Below are 16,996 nucleotides of genomic sequence, written 5' to 3'. Positions count from 1 at the left end.
TCCGCTGGAAACACCTGCTGCACCACTATTGCAGGTGCCGGCTCGGTGTGTCGTCGCCCCTGCACCGACCGGGAGACGGCACCCGGAAACGACCGGATGGCACCCGCCCTCGGTGGTACGAGGGCCGCGGCAAACCTCGCCCTCACGACACCATGCGCACCACGTACGGTGTCATGCCGCCCCAGCGTACCGGCGAGATCTTCACGAACGATCCCGACTGCGGCGCCTCGAGCATCTGCCCGTCGCCGAGATACAGCGCGACGTGCTGGCTGGCGTTGGGCCCGTAGAAGATCATGTCGCCCCGTCTCATCTGCGACGACGGAACCTGGGTACCGGCCGTGTACTGGTAGCCGGTGTAGTGCGGGAGCGAGATGCCGATGCCCGCGAACGCGTAGATCATCAGTCCGGAGCAGTCGAAGCCGACCTTGGCGTAGTCGCCGTGGACATCGGCGACGCCGCCGTCGCGGATACCGCGGGTCGGGCCGTTCTCGTTGCCACCACCCCACGCGTACGGGACGCCGATCTGGGACATCGCACGGTCGATGACGATCTCCACCGCAGCGGGACCGGTGACGGACGGACGCGACGGGATCCCGGGCGTCGAATTCGGTGTGGAGGGGCGGGAACCCGATCCCCCGGTCCCCGATCCGGGGGTCTCCACGACGGGGTCGCCCGGATCCGGGTTCTCCCAGTCGATCCCACCGTCGTCGCCGCTGTCCTCGTCTTCGTCCTCGTCGGGGATCGTGCCGCTGTCGGTGCCATCCGGGACGGATCCATCGTCGGTACCGTCTGGGACGGTCCCCCCGTCGGTACCGTCCGGGACCGTGGCGTCGTCGGTGTAGTCCGGTGCAGCCGTGTCGGTGCCACTCGTATCGGTGCCACTCGTATCGGTGTCACTGCCCTCCGGCGCTCCGGATTCGGTGGTGACCTCACCCGGTGAGGCGACGTCGCTCTCGCCGGTCGACGGAGACTCCTCGATCAGCGTGTGGGGGCGACGGCCGTTGGCGAGTTCCGCCGCACGTTCCCGGGCTGCGGCGTCGGCGGCGACACGCTCGGCTGCCGCGGCTGCCGCGACCCGTGCCTCCTCGGCGGCCGCCGCGGCAGCTGCTTCCTCGGCTGCGCGGCGACGGTCCCAGTCCTGGTACTGCGCGCGTTGCCCTTCCAGGCCCGCAACGTTCACGCGGGCCCGGTCGAGTTCGCTCTGCGCGTTCGCACGTTCCTGCTCGATGCGCGACTTCTCCGCGGCCTGCCGACCGAGTTCCGCTCGCGCGACGGCAATCGCGGCCTCGGCCTCGGCCCTGCGCTGCTCGGCGGCTTCCGCCGCCGCGTCGGCCTCGAGCTTGGCCGCGCGTGCCCGCGAGTGGGAGTTGGCCTCCTGGGCCCGGGCGCGCTGGAGCGCATCGAGCACCGCGGCGCGCCCGGCGGATAGCAACCGCATGACCTGGGCGCGGTCGAGCAGATCTTCGGGACCGTCGACGTCGAGGAAGGCCGCGAGGGAGACCGAGTTGGCGCCACGGGTGTAGCTGTCGCGGACGAACGCGTCGAAGTTCTTCTGGGCAGCGAAGATCCGGTCGGCGGCGTCGTCGAGTGCGCGGCGGGAATCCACGACCACCCGTTCGGCGAGATCCGCTGCGTCGCGCGCGCTCTGGAGATCGACGAGGGCGCGGTTGACGTCCTCGCGGCGGATGGCGACCTGCGCGTCGAGCTCGGCGAGCTGCTGATCCGCGCCGGCGATCCGGACGATCAGCTGCCCGACCCGGTCGATGTTGGCCGCGACGGCCGCACCAGCGCGGTCGATCTCGGCGTCCGAAGGGTTCGGCGGCGGGGGCGGTGCGGCGGACGCCGTCGTGGTCACGGTAAGGAGCACGGCTGTGACCAACCCCAAACCGGCGAGGAGCGTGCCGGTGCGCGTCCGCGGGGTGCGACCGGGCGTCGGACCGTCGGGTCGACGGCCTGCAGTGAGCGTCGTGGCGGTGCCGTCCGGCCCCGACCGTCGCGGAATCCCTCCGTGGATACCGAACCGTCTCACTTGCATCTCCCTCGGTCGCACCTGGTGGCCGAGACATCCGGCCGGACGACCCGAGGAAGGCAGGCAGCATCCGCTCGCCGTGGGTGCCCCACGGCTCACACGCTGCAGTCGTACACCGGCTGCGGACAGCGTCCCCACGAGCCGGGTTGTGACACACCTTCCCCAAGAGCGTCATGAAAACCGTACGACACCTCAGGGGTATGTCGCATGACAGTCACGAAGATCGGCCGGAAGAACTCCGAAAGAACACGGTGCGGACACCGAGGAACACCGTGAGGACACCGAACGATCTTCCCTGCCGGATTCCGTCACGGTCGGGGCGAGGACAACCCGGAGACGATCTCCGCGGTGACGGAAAGAGACCTCAGACGTCCTTGGCCGATGACGATCCGTTACCTCCGGCAACGGTCGCGTCACCGTCCGCGCGGCGGCGTTTGGCGAGCCAGGTCGCGCCGGCCGCAAGGGCGACCACTGCGACGATCAGCAGCGTCATCAGCGTCCAGGGCGGTGACGGCTCGAGCACCGAGTCGACGAAGTTGCGTGTGGAGACCACCGGGTCGCCGGTGTAGGTGCGATCCTGGGCGGCCTCGAGAGTGACGCGGTCGAGATCCTCGCTGAATGTCCCGACCCATCCCGGACTGAGGACCAGCACCGTTCCGCCGTCCTCGGCGCCGACCTCCGTCGCGAGGTCGCGCAGCTGCGAATCCATACGGGGGTCCCGGTCGAGCACGACCACGCTGAGGTCGATCCCGTTCTCCTGCGCGCGCTGCACCTCGGCGCCGAGGTCGTCGACGTACTGCGAGGGCGCCGCCACCTGGTCGTCGGCGAGATCGGCGAGCACTTTTTCGACCGAGACCCCGGCGGGAAGATCCGTGAGCGCAGGGCCCGGTATACGAAGCAGTGGCGCAGACATCTCTCTCCGGTGGTGCTGGGGCAGAAGCCGGGCGATACGGCGATCCGGCCGTGCGGAGACGACACGAAGAGCCACACCCGTGGGCAAGGGAGAACATTACGCGATCGCGCGACGGCGGCTCGAAGCACTCGTCGCGAGCAGGACCGATGCCGGCGGGACGCTTCGTCGACACGACGGACCCGACTTCGGTTCAATACAGGACAAGCGTACTGTTAGAATCGAGGGCGAGACGCCACGACTACTGCATCCGGGCCACGGGCCGCGGGCGGACGTCGTGTGCCTCGCTTCAGCCGTCGACACAGCCCCGTCGGCGGCCAGCCGAAACGACGAGTGGAGCTGACGTGAGCACCAGTAGTGATTCGTTCGGCGCCAAGGGTTCGCTGCAGGTCGGAGACAACTCCTACGAGATCTTCCGCCTGTCGGCCGTCCCCGGCACCGAGAAACTTCCTTACTCTTTGAAGGTCCTGGCCGAGAACCTGCTGCGCACCGAGGACGGTGCCAACATCACGGCCGATCACATCCGGGCCATCGCCAACTGGGATCCCTCCGCCGACCCGAGCATCGAGATCCAGTTCACGCCCGCACGCGTGATCATGCAGGACTTCACGGGCGTCCCCTGTGTCGTCGACCTCGCCACCATGCGTGAGGCCGTGACCACCCTGGGCGGCGACCCGAACAAGGTCAACCCCCTCTCCCCCGCCGACATGGTCATCGACCACTCGGTGATCCTCGACTACTTCGGTCGCGCCGACGCCCTCGAGCGCAACGTCGACCTCGAGTACGAGCGCAACGGCGAGCGCTACCAGTTCCTGCGCTGGGGCCAGGGCGCCTTCGACGACTTCCGCGTCGTCCCCCCGGGCATGGGCATCGTCCACCAGGTCAACATCGAGTACCTCGCCCCGACCGTCATGGTCCGCAACGGGCAGGCCTACCCCGACACCTGCGTCGGCACCGACTCGCACACGACGATGGTCAACGGCCTCGGCGTGCTCGGCTGGGGCGTCGGCGGCATCGAGGCCGAGGCCGCGATGCTCGGCCAGCCGGTCTCCATGCTCATCCCGCGCGTGGTCGGCTTCAAGCTCACCGGTGAGATCCAGCCCGGCGTGACCGCGACCGACGTCGTGCTCACCGTCACCGACATGCTGCGCAAGCACGGCGTCGTCGGCAAGTTCGTCGAGTTCTACGGCGCCGGCGTGGCCGAGGTCCCCCTCGCCAACCGCGCGACCCTCGGCAACATGAGCCCCGAGTTCGGTTCGACCGCAGCGATCTTCCCGATCGACGGCGAGACCATCAACTACCTGCGCCTGACCGGCCGCACCGACGAGCAGCTCGCTCTCGTCGAGGCGTACGCCAAGGAGCAGGGCCTGTGGCACGATCCGAGCCGCGAGCCCGAGTTCTCCGAGTACCTCGAGCTCGACCTGTCGACGGTCGTCCCGTCGATCGCCGGCCCGAAGCGCCCGCAGGACCGCATCCTGCTGTCCGAGTCGAAGGTCGCCTTCCGCAAGGACATCCACAATTACGTGGAGGAGAACCTCCCGGCCGAGCACACCAAGCTCGACGAGGCCGTCGAGGAGACCTTCCCGGCGTCCGACCCGGCCGTGCTGTCCTTCGCGGACGACGGTGCCGTCGACGTCCACTCGGCCGCCAACGGTGCCCACGGACGTCCGTCGAAGCCGGTCAAGGTCGTCTCGGAGGAGCGCGGCGAGTTCGTCCTCGACCACGGCGCCGTCGTGGTGGCGGGCATCACCTCCTGCACCAACACCTCCAACCCGTCGGTCATGCTCGGCGCCGCGCTGCTCGCCCGCAACGCCGTCGAGAAGGGCCTGTCCACCAAGCCGTGGGTCAAGACCAACATGGCTCCGGGTTCGCAGGTCGTCAACGACTACTACGAGAAGGCCGGCCTGTGGCCGTACCTCGAGAAGCTCGGCTTCTACCTCGGTGGCTTCGGTTGCACCACGTGCATCGGTAACACCGGGCCGCTGCCCGAGGAGATCTCGAAGGCCGTCAACGACAACGACCTCTCGGTCACCGCGGTGCTCTCCGGCAACCGCAACTTCGAGGGTCGTATCTCCCCCGACGTGAAGATGAACTACCTGGCCTCGCCGCCGCTGGTCATCGCGTACGCGCTCGCGGGCACGATGGACTTCGACTTCGAGACCGACGCGCTGGGCAAGGACAAGGACGGCAACGACGTCTTCCTGAAGGACATCTGGCCTTCCGCCCAGGAGATCGACGACACCATCAAGTCGGCGATCAACCAGGACATGTTCCGCAAGTCCTACGCCGACGTCTTCAAGGGCGACGAGCGCTGGCAGAACCTCGAGACCCCCGAGGGCGACACCTTCGCGTGGGACGAGGACTCGACGTACGTCCGCAAGGCTCCGTACTTCGAGGGCATGACGATGGAGCCGGACGCGGTCAGCGACATCAAGGGCGCTCGCGTCCTCGCGCTGCTCGGCGATTCGGTCACCACCGACCACATCAGCCCGGCCGGTCCGATCAAGCCGGGTACCCCGGCCGCGAAGTACCTCGACGCCCACGGTGTCGAGCGCAAGGACTACAACTCGCTCGGTTCGCGTCGTGGCAACCACGAGGTCATGGTCCGCGGCACCTTCGCGAACATCCGTCTGCAGAACCAGCTGCTCGACGGGGTCTCCGGTGGTTACACCCGCGACTTCACCCAGGACGGTGCTCCGCAGGCGTTCATCTACGACGCCTCGCAGAACTACCAGAAGGCCGGCATCCCGCTGGTCGTCCTCGGTGGCAAGGAGTACGGTTCCGGCTCCTCGCGTGACTGGGCCGCCAAGGGCACCCGCCTGCTCGGCGTCAAGGCCGTCATCACCGAGTCCTTCGAGCGCATCCACCGCTCGAACCTCATCGGCATGGGCGTCATCCCGCTGCAGTTCCCGGCGGGCGAGTCGGCCGCGTCGCTGGGCCTGACCGGCACCGAGGTCTTCGACATCGAGGGCATCGAGAAGCTCAACGAGGGCGTCACGCCGAAGACCGTCAAGGTCACGGCGACCAAGGACAACGGCGAGAAGGTCACCTTCGACGCTGTCGTCCGCATCGACACCCCCGGTGAGGCGGACTACTACCGCAACGGCGGCATCCTGCAGTACGTGCTGCGGAACATGATCCGCGGCTGAGAGCAGTGCTCGTGACCCGATCGGTCACATCCGTGTGAAGCGGCGGGCCCGGGACGAGACTCGTCTCGGGCCCGCCGTCTCCATCGAGCCGAAAGGAAGTGGCGCGTGCCCAAGGTCAGTGAGGACCATCTCGCCGCGCGGCGCAGGCAGATCCTCGACGGTGCCCGTCGCTGCTTCGCCGAATACGGTTACGACGGCGCGACCGTGCGACTGCTCGAAGATGCCACGGGTCTGTCCCGTGGCGCGATCTTCCACCATTTCAAGGACAAGGACGGACTGTTCCTCGCCCTCGCCCAGGAGGATGCGAGACGGATGGCCGACGTCGCGGCCAACGAGGGTCTCGTGCAGGTCATGCGCGACATGCTGTCCTCCCCCGACCAGTTCGACTGGCTCGGGACGCGGCTCGAGATCACGCGCCGTCTCCGCACCGACCCCGAGTTCGCGAAGGCGTGGATGCAGCATTCGGCCGAACTCACCGAGGCCACCGTCGGACGTCTCGAACGGCAGCGGGAAGCGGGCCGGCTGCGCGACGACGTACCGACCGAAGTCGTCCTGGGTTATCTCGACCTCGTGCTCGATGGGCTCGTCGCCCGCCTCGCTTCAGGCCACACCGAACAGGACCTCGTCGCGGTTCTCGACCTCGTCGAGGAATCCGTGCGCCGCCGCGACTGACGCGCCGGATCCGTTCCTCACGCCTTCTCGTCGCTCGCTGCCGCCCGACGACGGTTCGGGCCGCCGCGGCCCCTCAGCCGCACCTGCGACTCCACGAGAACGTTGTGCACGAAACCGTAGGATCGACCGGTTTCCTGGGCAAGCCTCCGAATGCTCGCGCCCTCCTCGTAGCGGCGCTTCAGATCCTCTTGCAAGCGGTCCCGCGATTCCCCTGTAACTCGGGCTCCCTTCGCGTAGGTCGTCTCTCCACCACCGGAATTTCGCGCCATCGGATCCTCCCTGCGCCCTCGCCAAAGGTCCCTTTCCCAGGCTAGAGGACTGTCAGGTTGCGCGGACGCAGATCGGACCAGCGGGAGCGGATCAGGGGGCGGCTCCGACCGGGAGCCCGATCAGGCGAGCTGGATGAGCTCGAGGTATTCCTGCGACCAGTGGTCCTCGGTCCCGTCGGGAAGCAGGATCACACGTTCCGGGTCGAGGGCCTCGGCCGCACCCGGATCGTGGGTGACCAGCACGACGGCACCCTCGTAGCTCCGCAGCGCGTCGAGCACCTGCTCGCGCGAGACGGGATCGAGGTTGTTGGTCGGTTCGTCGAGGAGCAGCACGTTCGCCGCGGACGAGACGAGGCCCGCCAGGGCGAGTCGTGTCTTCTCACCGCCGGAGAGTGTTCCGGCCGGCTGCTCGAGCTGCGGACCGGTGAACATGAACGCGCCGAGCAGTCCGCGCAGGTCCTGTTCACCGGCGTCCGGAGCGGCGTGCCGGATGTTCTCCCACACCGTCGCCGAGTCGTCGATGGTGTCGTGCTCCTGCGCGAAGTAGCCGATCTTCAGACCGTGGCCGGGCACGAGTTCGCCGAGATCCGGCTGCTCCACACCGGCGAGCAGTCGCAGCAGCGTCGTCTTGCCGGCACCGTTGAGGCCGAGGACGACGACGCGGCTGCCCCGGTCGATCGCGAGGTCGACGCCGGTGAAGATCTCCAGGGAGCCGTAGACCTTGGTCAGCTCCTTGGCCATCAGCGGGGTCTTGCCGCACGCGGACGGTGTGGGGAACCGGATCTTGGCCACCTTGTCGGCGACGCGCACGTCGTCGAGGTCGGCGAGCAGCTTCTCGGCGCGCTTGGCCATGTTCTGGGCGGCAGTGGCCTTGGTGGCCTTCGCTCCGAGCTTCGCGGCCTGCTTCTGCAGGGCGGACGCCTTCTTCTCGGCGTTCGCGCGCTCGCGCCGGCGCCGCGCCTCGTCGGTGGCGCGTGCGTCGAGGTACTTCTTCCAGCCCATGTTGTAGACGTCGGCCTCGCCGCGCACCGCGTCGAGGAACCACACCTTGTTCACCACGTCGGCGAGCAGGTCGACGTCGTGGCTGATGACGATGAGCCCACCGTCGTGGTTCTGCAGGAAGCCGCGCAGCCAGGTGATCGAGTCGGCGTCCAGGTGGTTGGTCGGCTCGTCGAGCAGCAGCGTGGTGTCGGACTTCCCGCCGGAGCCGTCCGAGGCTGCGAACAGGATGCGGGCGAGTTCGACACGGCGTCGCTGACCACCCGACAGCGTGTGGAGGGGTTGGCCGAGGACCCGGTCGGGCAGGCCGAGGCTGTGGCAGATGCTCGCGGCCTCGGATTCGGCGACGTATCCGCCGAGCGTCGCGAAACGCTCTTCGAGCGAACCGTACTTGCGCACGGCACGGTCGCGGATCTTCTCGTCGACGGCCTCCGCCATGAGCGCCTGCTGCTTCTCCATGCTGCGGAGGATCTCGTCGAGACCTCGCGCCGAGAGCACCCGATCCTTGGCGAGGACGTCGAGATTGCCCTCCTTGGGATCCTGCGGCAGGTAACCGATGTCTCCGGAACGGATCACGGCGCCGGCGTAGGGTTCGCCTTCACCCGCGAGGATCCGCAGGGTCGTGGTCTTGCCGGCACCGTTACGTCCCACGAGGCCGATCCGGTCCCCGGCCTGCACCCGCAGCCCCGAGCCGGGGGCGGTGAGCAGCGTCCGCACGCCGGCGCGGACTTCGAGGTCGGTAGCGGTGATCACGCACGGGCTCCTAGAACGAAGGACGATGGATGGGTGCCATGGTGGCAAACAGCCGGGCACACGAACCACTCATTTTACCGTGACGGCCCCTCTCCCCCACGGTGAGATTCGCTACCCTCGCCACGCACGGCCAGGTCCTCCCCTCGCGCGACCTAGGCTGACGCCCGTGACCCACCTTCCCTCCACCGACCTCGTCGTGGCCGGACTCGGTCCCGCGGGCCGTGCGCTGGCGTTCCGAGCGGCCGCAGCCGGACTGTCGGTGACGGCCGTCGATGTGCGCCCGCAGCGCCGATGGACCGCGACCTACGCGGCGTGGGCCGACGAACTACCCGCCTGGCTGCCCGACGAGGTGGTGGCAGCGCACATCGACAGGCCCGCAGCGTGGACGACCGGGCCCCGCATCGTCGATCGCGCCTACCGGGTGCTGGACACGGCGGGACTGCAGGACTTCCTCGCCCTCGACGCCGTCACGGTGGTCACGGGTCGGGTGCGCGACGTCGATGCGGACGGCGTGGTCCTCGGGGACGGCCGCCGGGTGCCTGCCCGCTACGTCGTCGATGCCCGCGGGGTTCCGGCCGAACCGGAACGTGCCCAGCAGACGGCATTCGGGCTGATCGTCGACGATACGACCGCAGCTCCGGCACTCGACGGCCACGACGCCTGGTTCATGGACTGGCGCCGCGACAACGGCACGGGCCCCGACGACGTGCCGTCCTTCCTGTATGCGGTGCCGGTCGGCGACGGACGCACGATCCTCGAGGAGACCTGCCTCGTCGGTCGCCCGGCGCTCGGTCTCGGCGAACTCGAACGGCGCCTGCACATCCGCCTCGCGGCGCGAGGCGTGCGCACGACCGGCGACGACCAGGTCGAACGGGTGCGCTTCGCCGTCGAGAGCGCACCGACGGCACCCGGGGTGATCGGCTTCGGCGCTCGCGGTGGTCTCATGCATCCGGCCACGGGATACGCGGTGGCCACCGCCCTGTCCACCGCGGATGCGGTGATCGACGCGGTGCGCCTCGGCGAGGACCCCCAGCGCGTCCTGTGGCCGGTGCGCGCCCGCTCGGTGGCGACCCTGCGGCAGATGGGACTGCGGGTCCTGCTGCGACTCGACGCACGCGGAGCGATCGAGTTCTTCGACGCGTTCTTCGCTTTGCCGGTCGAGCAGCAGCGCGCCTACCTGTCCGGTCGCGACGACGCGACTGGCGTGGCGGCCACGATGTGGCGGCTGTTCCGGGTGCTGCCGACGGGTGCGCGCGGAACCATTCTGCGTTCGCTCCGCTGATCCGCCGGGTGCGGCGTGTGGCGAAGGGCTCGGCGAACCGCCCGGTGAGTTTCGCAGCTTTCCAGCGTGCTCCCGAGGTGTCGATCATGATGGACACATGCGGTCGATCTGGAAAGGCTCACTCGCGTTCGGCCTCGTCAACGTGCCGGTGAAGGTGTACTCGGCGACCGAGTCGCACGACATCTCCTTCCACCAGGTGCACGCGAAGGACGGTGGACGGATCAAGTATCAGCGTGTGTGTACCGAGTGCGGGGAGGTCGTCCCCTACCAGGAGATCGACAAGGCGTACGACTCCGAGGACGGCGAGCGGGTCGTGCTCACCGACGAGGACTTCGAGAAACTCCCCGCCGCTGAGAAGCACGAGATTCCGGTGCTGCAGTTCGTGCCCACCGAGCAGATCGACCCGATCCTGTTCGAGAAGTCCTACTATCTCGAACCCGATTCGTCGTCGCCGAAGGCCTACGGCCTGCTCGCCGCGACTCTCGAGCAGAGCGCCCGGACGGCGCTGGTGCATTTCACCCTTCGTCAGCGCACCCGGCTGGCGGCCTTGCGTACCCGTGACGGTCTGCTCATCCTGCAGACCCTGCTGTGGCCCGACGAGGTTCGCGCAGCCGAGTTCGAGTCGCTCGACGACATCGAGAAGCCGAAGCAACGCGAACTCGCGATGGCCGAGACCCTCGTCGAGTCGATGTCCGACGATTTCGATCCCACCGAGTTCACCGACGAGTACCAGGTGGAACTGCGCACGCTGATCGACGAGGCCCTCGCTCGCGGCGGCGAGAAGGTCTTCCAGGTCGCCGAACACGACACCGGCGAAGAGGACGCCGAGGTGCTCGACCTCGTGGCGGCCCTGCAGCGCAGCGTCGACGCGGCGGGCAAGAAGGTCCCGTCCGGTTCGTCCTCCGGCGGGAAGAAGTCCTCGAAGAATGACGAGGATGAAGACGAGGACGCGAAGAAGGCCCCCGCGAAGAAAACGGCGTCGAAGAGTTCGGCGGCCAAGAAGAGTCCCGCCAAGAAGAGCACGGCGAAGAAGACCGCGTCCAAGAGTTCGGCGTCGAAGAGCACGGCGAAGAAGAGTCCTGCCAAGAAGACGGCGGCCAAGAAGACCTCCGGCGAACGCAAAGGCGCCTGACCTCCGACGAGAAGTCGAAGATCAGGCGCCGAGGCTCGGAGCCGGAGACAGCCGGATCAGACGGTGAAGCCGAGTGCGCGCAGCTGCTCGCGTCCGTCGTCGGTGATTTTGTCGGGACCCCACGGCGGCATCCACACCCAGTTGATGCGCAGCTCGTCGCAGAGGCCGCTGCGCACGAGTGCGCCCTTGGCCTGCTCCTCGATGACATCGGTGAGGGGGCACGCCGCCGAGGTGAGCGTCATATCCACGGTCACGGTCTCGTCGACCTCGGAGATCCCGTAGATGAGACCGAGATCGACGACGTTGATGCCGAGCTCGGGGTCGACGACGTCGCGCAGCGCTTCCTCGAGTTCGTCGAGGCGGCCCGGATCCAGCGGCGGGGCCGTGGCCGCGACCAGCGTCGAGGTCTCGTCCGCGCCGGCGTCGGCCGTCGGATTCTCGTCGGTGTTCACGGTGCCCGGTGCGGGTTCGGTCATCAGTTCTGTCCTCCGCTCGAAAGGGTGTGCGCGCCGCCCGCCAGGTCGGCGGGGGCTGCGTCCACGGTCTGCGCGACCGCGTCCTTGAAGGCCATCCAGCCCAACAACGCGCACTTCACGCGCGCCGGGTACTTCGCGACGCCGGCGAACGCGATGCCGTCGCCGATCAGGTCCTCGTCGCCTTCGACAGTGCCGCGACTGCCGACCATCTCGACGAACCCCTCGACGATCTTCAGTGCATCGCCGAGCGGAACGCCGATCACCTGGTCGGTGAGCACGGACGTCGACGCCTGGCTGATCGAGCAGCCCTGCCCGTCGTAGGAGACGTCGGCGACGGTGTCGCCGTCGATGTGCACGCGCAGGGTCACCTCGTCGCCGCAGGTCGGGTTGACGTGGTGCACTTCGGCGCCGAACGGTTCGCGCAGTCCGCGATTGTGCGGGTGCTTGTAGTGGTCCAGGATCACTTCCTGGTACATCTGCTCCATCCGCATCGGATCACGCCTCCCCGAAGAACTTCTGGGCGCGCCGGATCGCCGCGCCGAGTGCCTGCACCTCGTCCGGCGTGTTGTACACGGCGAACGATGCGCGGGCGGTCGCGGCCACCCCGAAGCGGCGGTGCAGCGGCCAGGCGCAGTGGTGTCCGACCCGGATCTCCACGCCCTCGTCGTCGAGGATCTGGCCGAGATCGTGGGCATGGATTCCGTCCACGACGAACGACACCGCCCCGCCCCGCTGTTCGGCGGTCGTGGGTCCGATGATGCGCACGCCGTCGATGCCGCCCAGCTCGGCGAGCGCAGCAACGGTCAGCTCGTGTTCGTATGCAGCGACGGCGTCCATCCCGATGTCCTGCAGATAGCGCACGGCGGCACCGAGGCCGACGGCCTGCGAGACCATGGGCGAACCGGCCTCGAATCGCTGCGGCGGTGCGGCGAAGGTCGTGGCCTCCATCGTCACCGTCTCGATCATCGAGCCACCGGTGATGAACGGCGGCACGTCGGCGAGCAGGTCGCGGCGACCGTAGAGAACGCCGACGCCGGACGGACCGAACATCTTGTGTCCGGAGAACGCCGCGAAATCCACACCGAGGGCGCGGAAGTCGACGGCCATGTGCGGCACCGACTGGCACGCGTCGAGCACGACGATCGCGCCGACCTCCTTCGCGCGCCGCACGATCTCCTCGACGGGAGCGACCGCACCGGTCACGTTCGACTGGTGCGTGAACGCCACGACCTTCACGGCGTCGGTCAGCGTCAGCGAATCGAGATCGATGCGACCGTCGTCGGTGACCCCGTACCAGCGCAGGGTGGCACCCGTGCGCCGCGCGAGTTCCTGCCACGGAACGAGATTCGCGTGGTGCTCGAGCTCGGTGACGACGATCTCGTCACCGGGGCCGAGCCGGTGCGGGAACCGGTCGTCGGCGAAGGCGTACGCGACGAGGTTGAGCGACTCGGTGGCGTTCTTGGTGAACACCACCTCGTCGACGTCGACCCCGACGAAGGACGCGATGACGGCGCGGGCGTCCTCGTACGAGTCGGTCGCCTCCTCCGACAACGCATGCGCACCGCGGTGCACGGCCGCGTTCCGCGTCGCGAGGAACTCACGCTCGGCGTCGAGCACCTGTACCGGGCGCTGGGAGGTGGCCCCCGAGTCGAGGTAGACCAGGGGTTTGCCGTCGCGCACCGTGCGCGCGAGGATCGGGAAATCGGCCCTGATCCGGGCGATGTCCAAGGTCCGCACCGGCACCGTCATCCGATCACGCTCCTTGCGTTGCTGCCTGGGTGAAACGAACGTAGCCGTTGGTCTCGAGCTCGTCGGCGAGCTCCGGGCCACCGGACTCGACGACGCGGCCACCCACGAAGACGTGCACGAACTGCGGCTTGATGTAGCGCAGGATGCGGGTGTAGTGGGTGATGAGCAGGACGCCGCCGTTCTCGTTCTCCTGGTAGCGGTTCACGCCCTCGGAGACGACGCGCAGCGCGTCCACGTCGAGGCCGGAGTCGGTCTCGTCGAGGATGGCGATCTTCGGCTTGAGCAGACCCAGCTGCAGGATCTCGTGGCGCTTCTTCTCACCGCCGGAGAAGCCCTCGTTGACGCTGCGCTCGCCGAAGGCCGGATCGATGTCCAGCTCGGACATCGCCTGCTTGACCTCCTTGACCCAGTGGCGCAGCTTGGGGGCCTCGCCGCGCACGGCGGTCGCGGCGGTGCGGAGGAAGTTCGACATCGACACGCCGGGCACCTCGACCGGGTACTGCATGGCGAGGAACAGGCCGGCGCGGGCGCGCTCGTCGACGCTCATCTCGAGCACGTCCTCACCGTTGAGGGTGATGCTGCCCGAGGTGATCTCGTACTTGGGGTGGCCGGCGATCGCGTACGACAGGGTGGACTTGCCGGAGCCGTTGGGGCCCATGATGGCGTGCGTCTCACCCGAGCGGACCGTGAGGTTCACGCCCTTGAGGATGTCGATCGGCTCGGCGTTCTCGTCGGTCTGTGCGACGCGGACGTGCAGGTCCTTGATCTCGAGGACGTTCGAAGGTGTGGACATCGAAATGCGTTTCCTTAGTGGAGAGGTATCGGGAGTACGGGGAGACGGCCGTCAGGCGCCGACGGCGGCGAGTTCCGCCTCGATGGCGGCCTCGAGCCGTTCGCGGACCTCGGCGACCGTGATGCGCTCGAGCAGCTCGTGGAAGAAGCCGCGGACGACGAGGCGACGCGCTTCCTCCTCGGAGATACCGCGAGCACGCAGGTAGAACAGCTGCTCGTCGTCGAAGCGGCCGGTCGCCGACGCGTGTCCGGCACCGACGATCTCACCGGTCTCGATCTCGAGGTTCGGCACGGAGTCGGCGCGCGCACCGTCGGTGAGCACCAGGTTGCGGTTGAGCTCGAAGGTGTCGGTGCCCTCGGCCTCGGCGCGGATGAGCACGTCGCCGATCCACACGGTGTGCGCGTCGGGCTTGCCGGAGGCCGGATCGCCCTGCAGCGCACCCTTGTACACGACGTTCGACTTGCAGTTCGGCTGCGAGTGGTCGACGAGCAGGCGCTGCTCGAAGTGCTGGCCGGCGTCGGCGAAGTACAGGCCGAGCAGTTCGGCGTCGCCGCCGGGGCCGTCGTACTTGGTGGTCGCCGACACGCGCACGAGATCGCCGCCGAGCGCCACGGTGAAGTGGCGCAGCACGGCATCGCGGCCGACGCGAGCGTGGTGCGCGGCGACGTGTACGGCGTCGTCGGCCCAGTCCTGCACCGCGACGACCTTCAGCTGTGCGCTGTCGCCGAGCACGAACTCGATGTTCTCGGCGTAGGTGCCGCTGCCGCGCTGGTCGATGACGAGCGTGAGGTTGGCGAACGCCTCGAGCCGGATCTGCACGTGACCGTAGGCGACGGCGCCCTCACCCGGTCCCGTGATCGTCACGGTGACGGGCTCGGCGACCTCGACCTCGCGGCCGACGGTGAGGACGGTCGCGGTCTCGAACGACGAGTACGCCTGTGCTGCGATCCGGTCGAACGGCACACCGGCCTGTCCGAGTCGCGCGTCGTCGCGCGCCACGGTCTCGACCTGCACGCCGTCGACCGGGGTGACCTCGATGGTCGCGGTGCCGGTCGCGGGAGCGGTGCCGTCGTGCAGACCGCGCAGGCGGCGCAGCGGGGTGAACCGCCACACCTCGTCGCGACCCGACGGAATCTCGAAGGCGTTCACATCGAAGGACGTGAAGACCTCACCCTTGTTGATTGCCGGCACCCGGTTCTCGGCACGCACGGCATCCTGCACGCCCGTCGCGGTAGCCGGCGTGTTCTTCGCTTCCGCAGTCATTTAGCCGACTGCCCCTTCCATCTGCAGTTCGATCAGGCGGTTGAGTTCGAGGGCGTACTCCATCGGTAGTTCCTTGGCGATGGGCTCGACGAATCCGCGCACCACCATGGCCATGGCCTCGTCCTCGTCGAGTCCGCGGCTCATCAGGTAGAACAGCTGGTCGTCGCTCACCTTCGAGACGGTCGCCTCGTGACCCATCGTGACGTCGTCCTCACGGATGTCGACGTACGGGTAGGTGTCGGAACGGCTGATCTGGTCGACGAGCAGCGCGTCGCACTTGACGGTCGACTTCGAGCCGTGGGCGCCCTTGTTGACCTGCACGAGGCCGCGGTAGGAAGCACGTCCACCGCCGCGCGCCACCGACTTCGACACGATGGTCGAGGAGGTGTGCGGAGCCAGGTGCAGCATCTTCGCGCCGGTGTCCTGGTGCTGCCCCTCGCCGGCGAAGGCCACGGAGAGCACTTCACCGCGAGCGTGCTCGCCCATCATCCACACGGCCGGGTACTTCATCGTCACCTTGGAACCGATGTTGCCGTCGATCCATTCCATCGAGCCGCCGGCCTCGACCTTGGTGCGCTTGGTCACCAGGTTGTAGACGTTGTTCGACCAGTTCTGGATCGTCGTGTAGCGGCAGTGACCGCCCTTCTTGACGATGATCTCGACCACCGCGGAGTGCAGCGAGTCGGACTTGTAGATCGGCGCGGTGCAGCCCTCGACGTAGTGCACCGAGGCGCCCTCGTCGACGATGATCAGGGTCCGCTCGAACTGGCCCATGTTCTCCGTGTTGATGCGGAAGTAGGCCTGCAGCGGGATGTCGACGTGCACACCCGGCGGAACGTAGATGAACGAGCCTCCCGACCACACCGCGGTGTTCAGGGCGGAGAACTTGTTGTCGCCGGCCGGGATGACCGTGCCGAAGTACTCCTTGAACAGCTCGGGGTGCTCGCGCAGGCCCGAGTCGGTGTCGAGGAAGATCACGCCCTGGCTCTCGAGGTCCTCGCGGATCTGGTGGTAGACCACCTCGGACTCGTACTGGGCGGCGACGCCGGCGATCAGGCGCTGCTTCTCCGCCTCCGGGATGCCCAGCCTGTCGTAGGTGTTCTTGATGTCCTCGGGGAGCTCGTCCCAGCTCGCGGCCTGCTTCTCCGTCGAGCGCACGAAGTACTTGATGTTGTCGAAGTCGATTCCGTCGAGGTTCGAGCCCCACACCGGCATCGGCTTCTTGTCGAAGGTGCGCAGCGCCTTGAGGCGGATATCGAGCATCCACTCGGGCTCGTTCTTCTTGGCGGAGATGTCCCGCACGACCTCTTCGGACAGGCCGCGCTGCGCCGTGGCGCCCGCGGTGTCGGGGTCCGCCCAGCCGTATTCGTAGTGGCCGAGAGAATCGATCGTCTCTTCCTGCGTCAGCGGCGCGGTTCCGGACGTCTGATCCGATGCGACGGTCATGCGAGCTCCTTCCGGAGTCTGGTGGGCGTCGGCGCGGGCTGTGCGTCGACGGTCGACGGGTGGGTGGATGTCTT

Annotated in this window: 14 protein-coding genes; 4 read left to right on the top strand and 10 right to left on the bottom strand. The window is 68.1% G+C overall.

Going from position 1 to position 16,996, the window contains the following annotated elements; genetic code table 11:
* Positions 1-142: 142 nt before the first annotated feature.
* A complete protein-coding gene (locus KXC42_RS11120) occupies positions 143-2,035 on the bottom strand; it encodes an NlpC/P60 family protein (RefSeq protein WP_257606118.1) in 1,893 nt (630 codons plus the stop codon).
* Positions 2,036-2,393: 358 nt separating this feature from the next.
* Positions 2,394-2,942 (bottom strand): DUF6676 family protein, encoded by a 549-nt coding sequence (locus KXC42_RS11115; RefSeq protein WP_257606117.1) that lies wholly within the window; start codon positions 2,940-2,942, stop codon positions 2,394-2,396.
* Between the two features lie 341 nt (positions 2,943-3,283).
* Between KXC42_RS11115 and acnA the strand changes: the two genes are divergently transcribed.
* Both acnA and KXC42_RS11105 read left to right on the top strand, forming a co-directional pair.
* Positions 3,284-6,088 carry an aconitate hydratase AcnA gene (gene acnA / locus KXC42_RS11110; protein WP_219130330.1) on the top strand — a complete coding sequence of 935 codons (2,805 nt, stop codon included), beginning with the start codon at positions 3,284-3,286 and terminating at the stop codon, positions 6,086-6,088.
* 105 nt (positions 6,089-6,193) lie between these two features.
* On the top strand, positions 6,194-6,760 hold the full coding sequence (locus KXC42_RS11105) for a TetR/AcrR family transcriptional regulator (protein WP_016691734.1): 567 nt from the start codon (positions 6,194-6,196) through the stop codon (positions 6,758-6,760).
* A 17-nt stretch (positions 6,761-6,777) separates the two neighbouring features.
* Here KXC42_RS11105 and KXC42_RS11100 read toward each other — a convergent pair whose 3' ends face one another.
* Entirely contained in the window at positions 6,778-7,029 is a 252-nt protein-coding gene (locus tag KXC42_RS11100; RefSeq protein WP_026061044.1) for a helix-turn-helix domain-containing protein, read from the bottom strand.
* A gap of 120 nt (positions 7,030-7,149) precedes the next feature.
* Positions 7,150-8,781: an ABC-F family ATP-binding cassette domain-containing protein gene (locus tag KXC42_RS11095; protein WP_219130329.1), complete on the bottom strand. Its 1,632-nt coding sequence runs from the start codon at positions 8,779-8,781 to the stop codon at positions 7,150-7,152.
* Between the two features lie 166 nt (positions 8,782-8,947).
* Between KXC42_RS11095 and KXC42_RS11090 the strand changes: the two genes are divergently transcribed.
* Together KXC42_RS11090 and KXC42_RS11085 are read left to right on the top strand one after the other, a co-directional pair.
* On the top strand, positions 8,948-10,063 hold the full coding sequence (locus KXC42_RS11090) for a lycopene cyclase family protein (RefSeq protein ID WP_219130328.1): 1,116 nt from the start codon (positions 8,948-8,950) through the stop codon (positions 10,061-10,063).
* 97 nt (positions 10,064-10,160) lie between these two features.
* Positions 10,161-11,195: a Ku protein gene (locus KXC42_RS11085; RefSeq protein ID WP_219130327.1), complete on the top strand. Its 1,035-nt coding sequence runs from the start codon at positions 10,161-10,163 to the stop codon at positions 11,193-11,195.
* Between the two features lie 56 nt (positions 11,196-11,251).
* Here KXC42_RS11085 and KXC42_RS11080 read toward each other — a convergent pair whose 3' ends face one another.
* The 6 genes from KXC42_RS11080 to sufB are packed head-to-tail and all read right to left on the bottom strand — an operon-like array spanning position 11,252 to position 16,922.
* Positions 11,252-11,671 carry a metal-sulfur cluster assembly factor gene (locus KXC42_RS11080; protein ID WP_006551506.1) on the bottom strand — a complete coding sequence of 140 codons (420 nt, stop codon included), beginning with the start codon at positions 11,669-11,671 and terminating at the stop codon, positions 11,252-11,254.
* Positions 11,671-12,162 (bottom strand): Fe-S cluster assembly sulfur transfer protein SufU, encoded by a 492-nt coding sequence (sufU, locus tag KXC42_RS11075; protein WP_026061042.1) that lies wholly within the window; start codon positions 12,160-12,162, stop codon positions 11,671-11,673. The genes KXC42_RS11080 and sufU overlap by 1 nt, the downstream gene beginning before the upstream one ends.
* Before the next feature lie 4 nt (positions 12,163-12,166).
* Positions 12,167-13,420: a cysteine desulfurase gene (locus KXC42_RS11070; protein WP_219130326.1), complete on the bottom strand. Its 1,254-nt coding sequence runs from the start codon at positions 13,418-13,420 to the stop codon at positions 12,167-12,169.
* Between the two features lie 4 nt (positions 13,421-13,424).
* On the bottom strand, positions 13,425-14,213 hold the full coding sequence (gene sufC, locus KXC42_RS11065) for a Fe-S cluster assembly ATPase SufC (RefSeq protein WP_016691727.1): 789 nt from the start codon (positions 14,211-14,213) through the stop codon (positions 13,425-13,427).
* A gap of 51 nt (positions 14,214-14,264) precedes the next feature.
* The gene (gene sufD / locus KXC42_RS11060; RefSeq protein ID WP_033096624.1) at positions 14,265-15,476 is read right to left on the bottom strand and encodes a Fe-S cluster assembly protein SufD; all 1,212 of its coding nucleotides are present in this window, start codon (positions 15,474-15,476) and stop codon (positions 14,265-14,267) included.
* Entirely contained in the window at positions 15,477-16,922 is a 1,446-nt protein-coding gene (sufB, locus tag KXC42_RS11055) for a Fe-S cluster assembly protein SufB (protein WP_024100815.1), read from the bottom strand.
* Between the last annotated feature and the right edge of the window lie 74 nt (positions 16,923-16,996).

This window comes from Rhodococcus sp. LW-XY12, assembly GCF_019317345.1.
In the GTDB taxonomy this organism is placed as follows: Bacteria; Actinomycetota; Actinomycetes; order Mycobacteriales; family Mycobacteriaceae; genus Rhodococcus; species Rhodococcus pyridinivorans.
The sequence above is the reverse complement of the archived record's forward strand: the minus strand, read 5'-3'. Positions and strand labels throughout refer to the sequence as shown.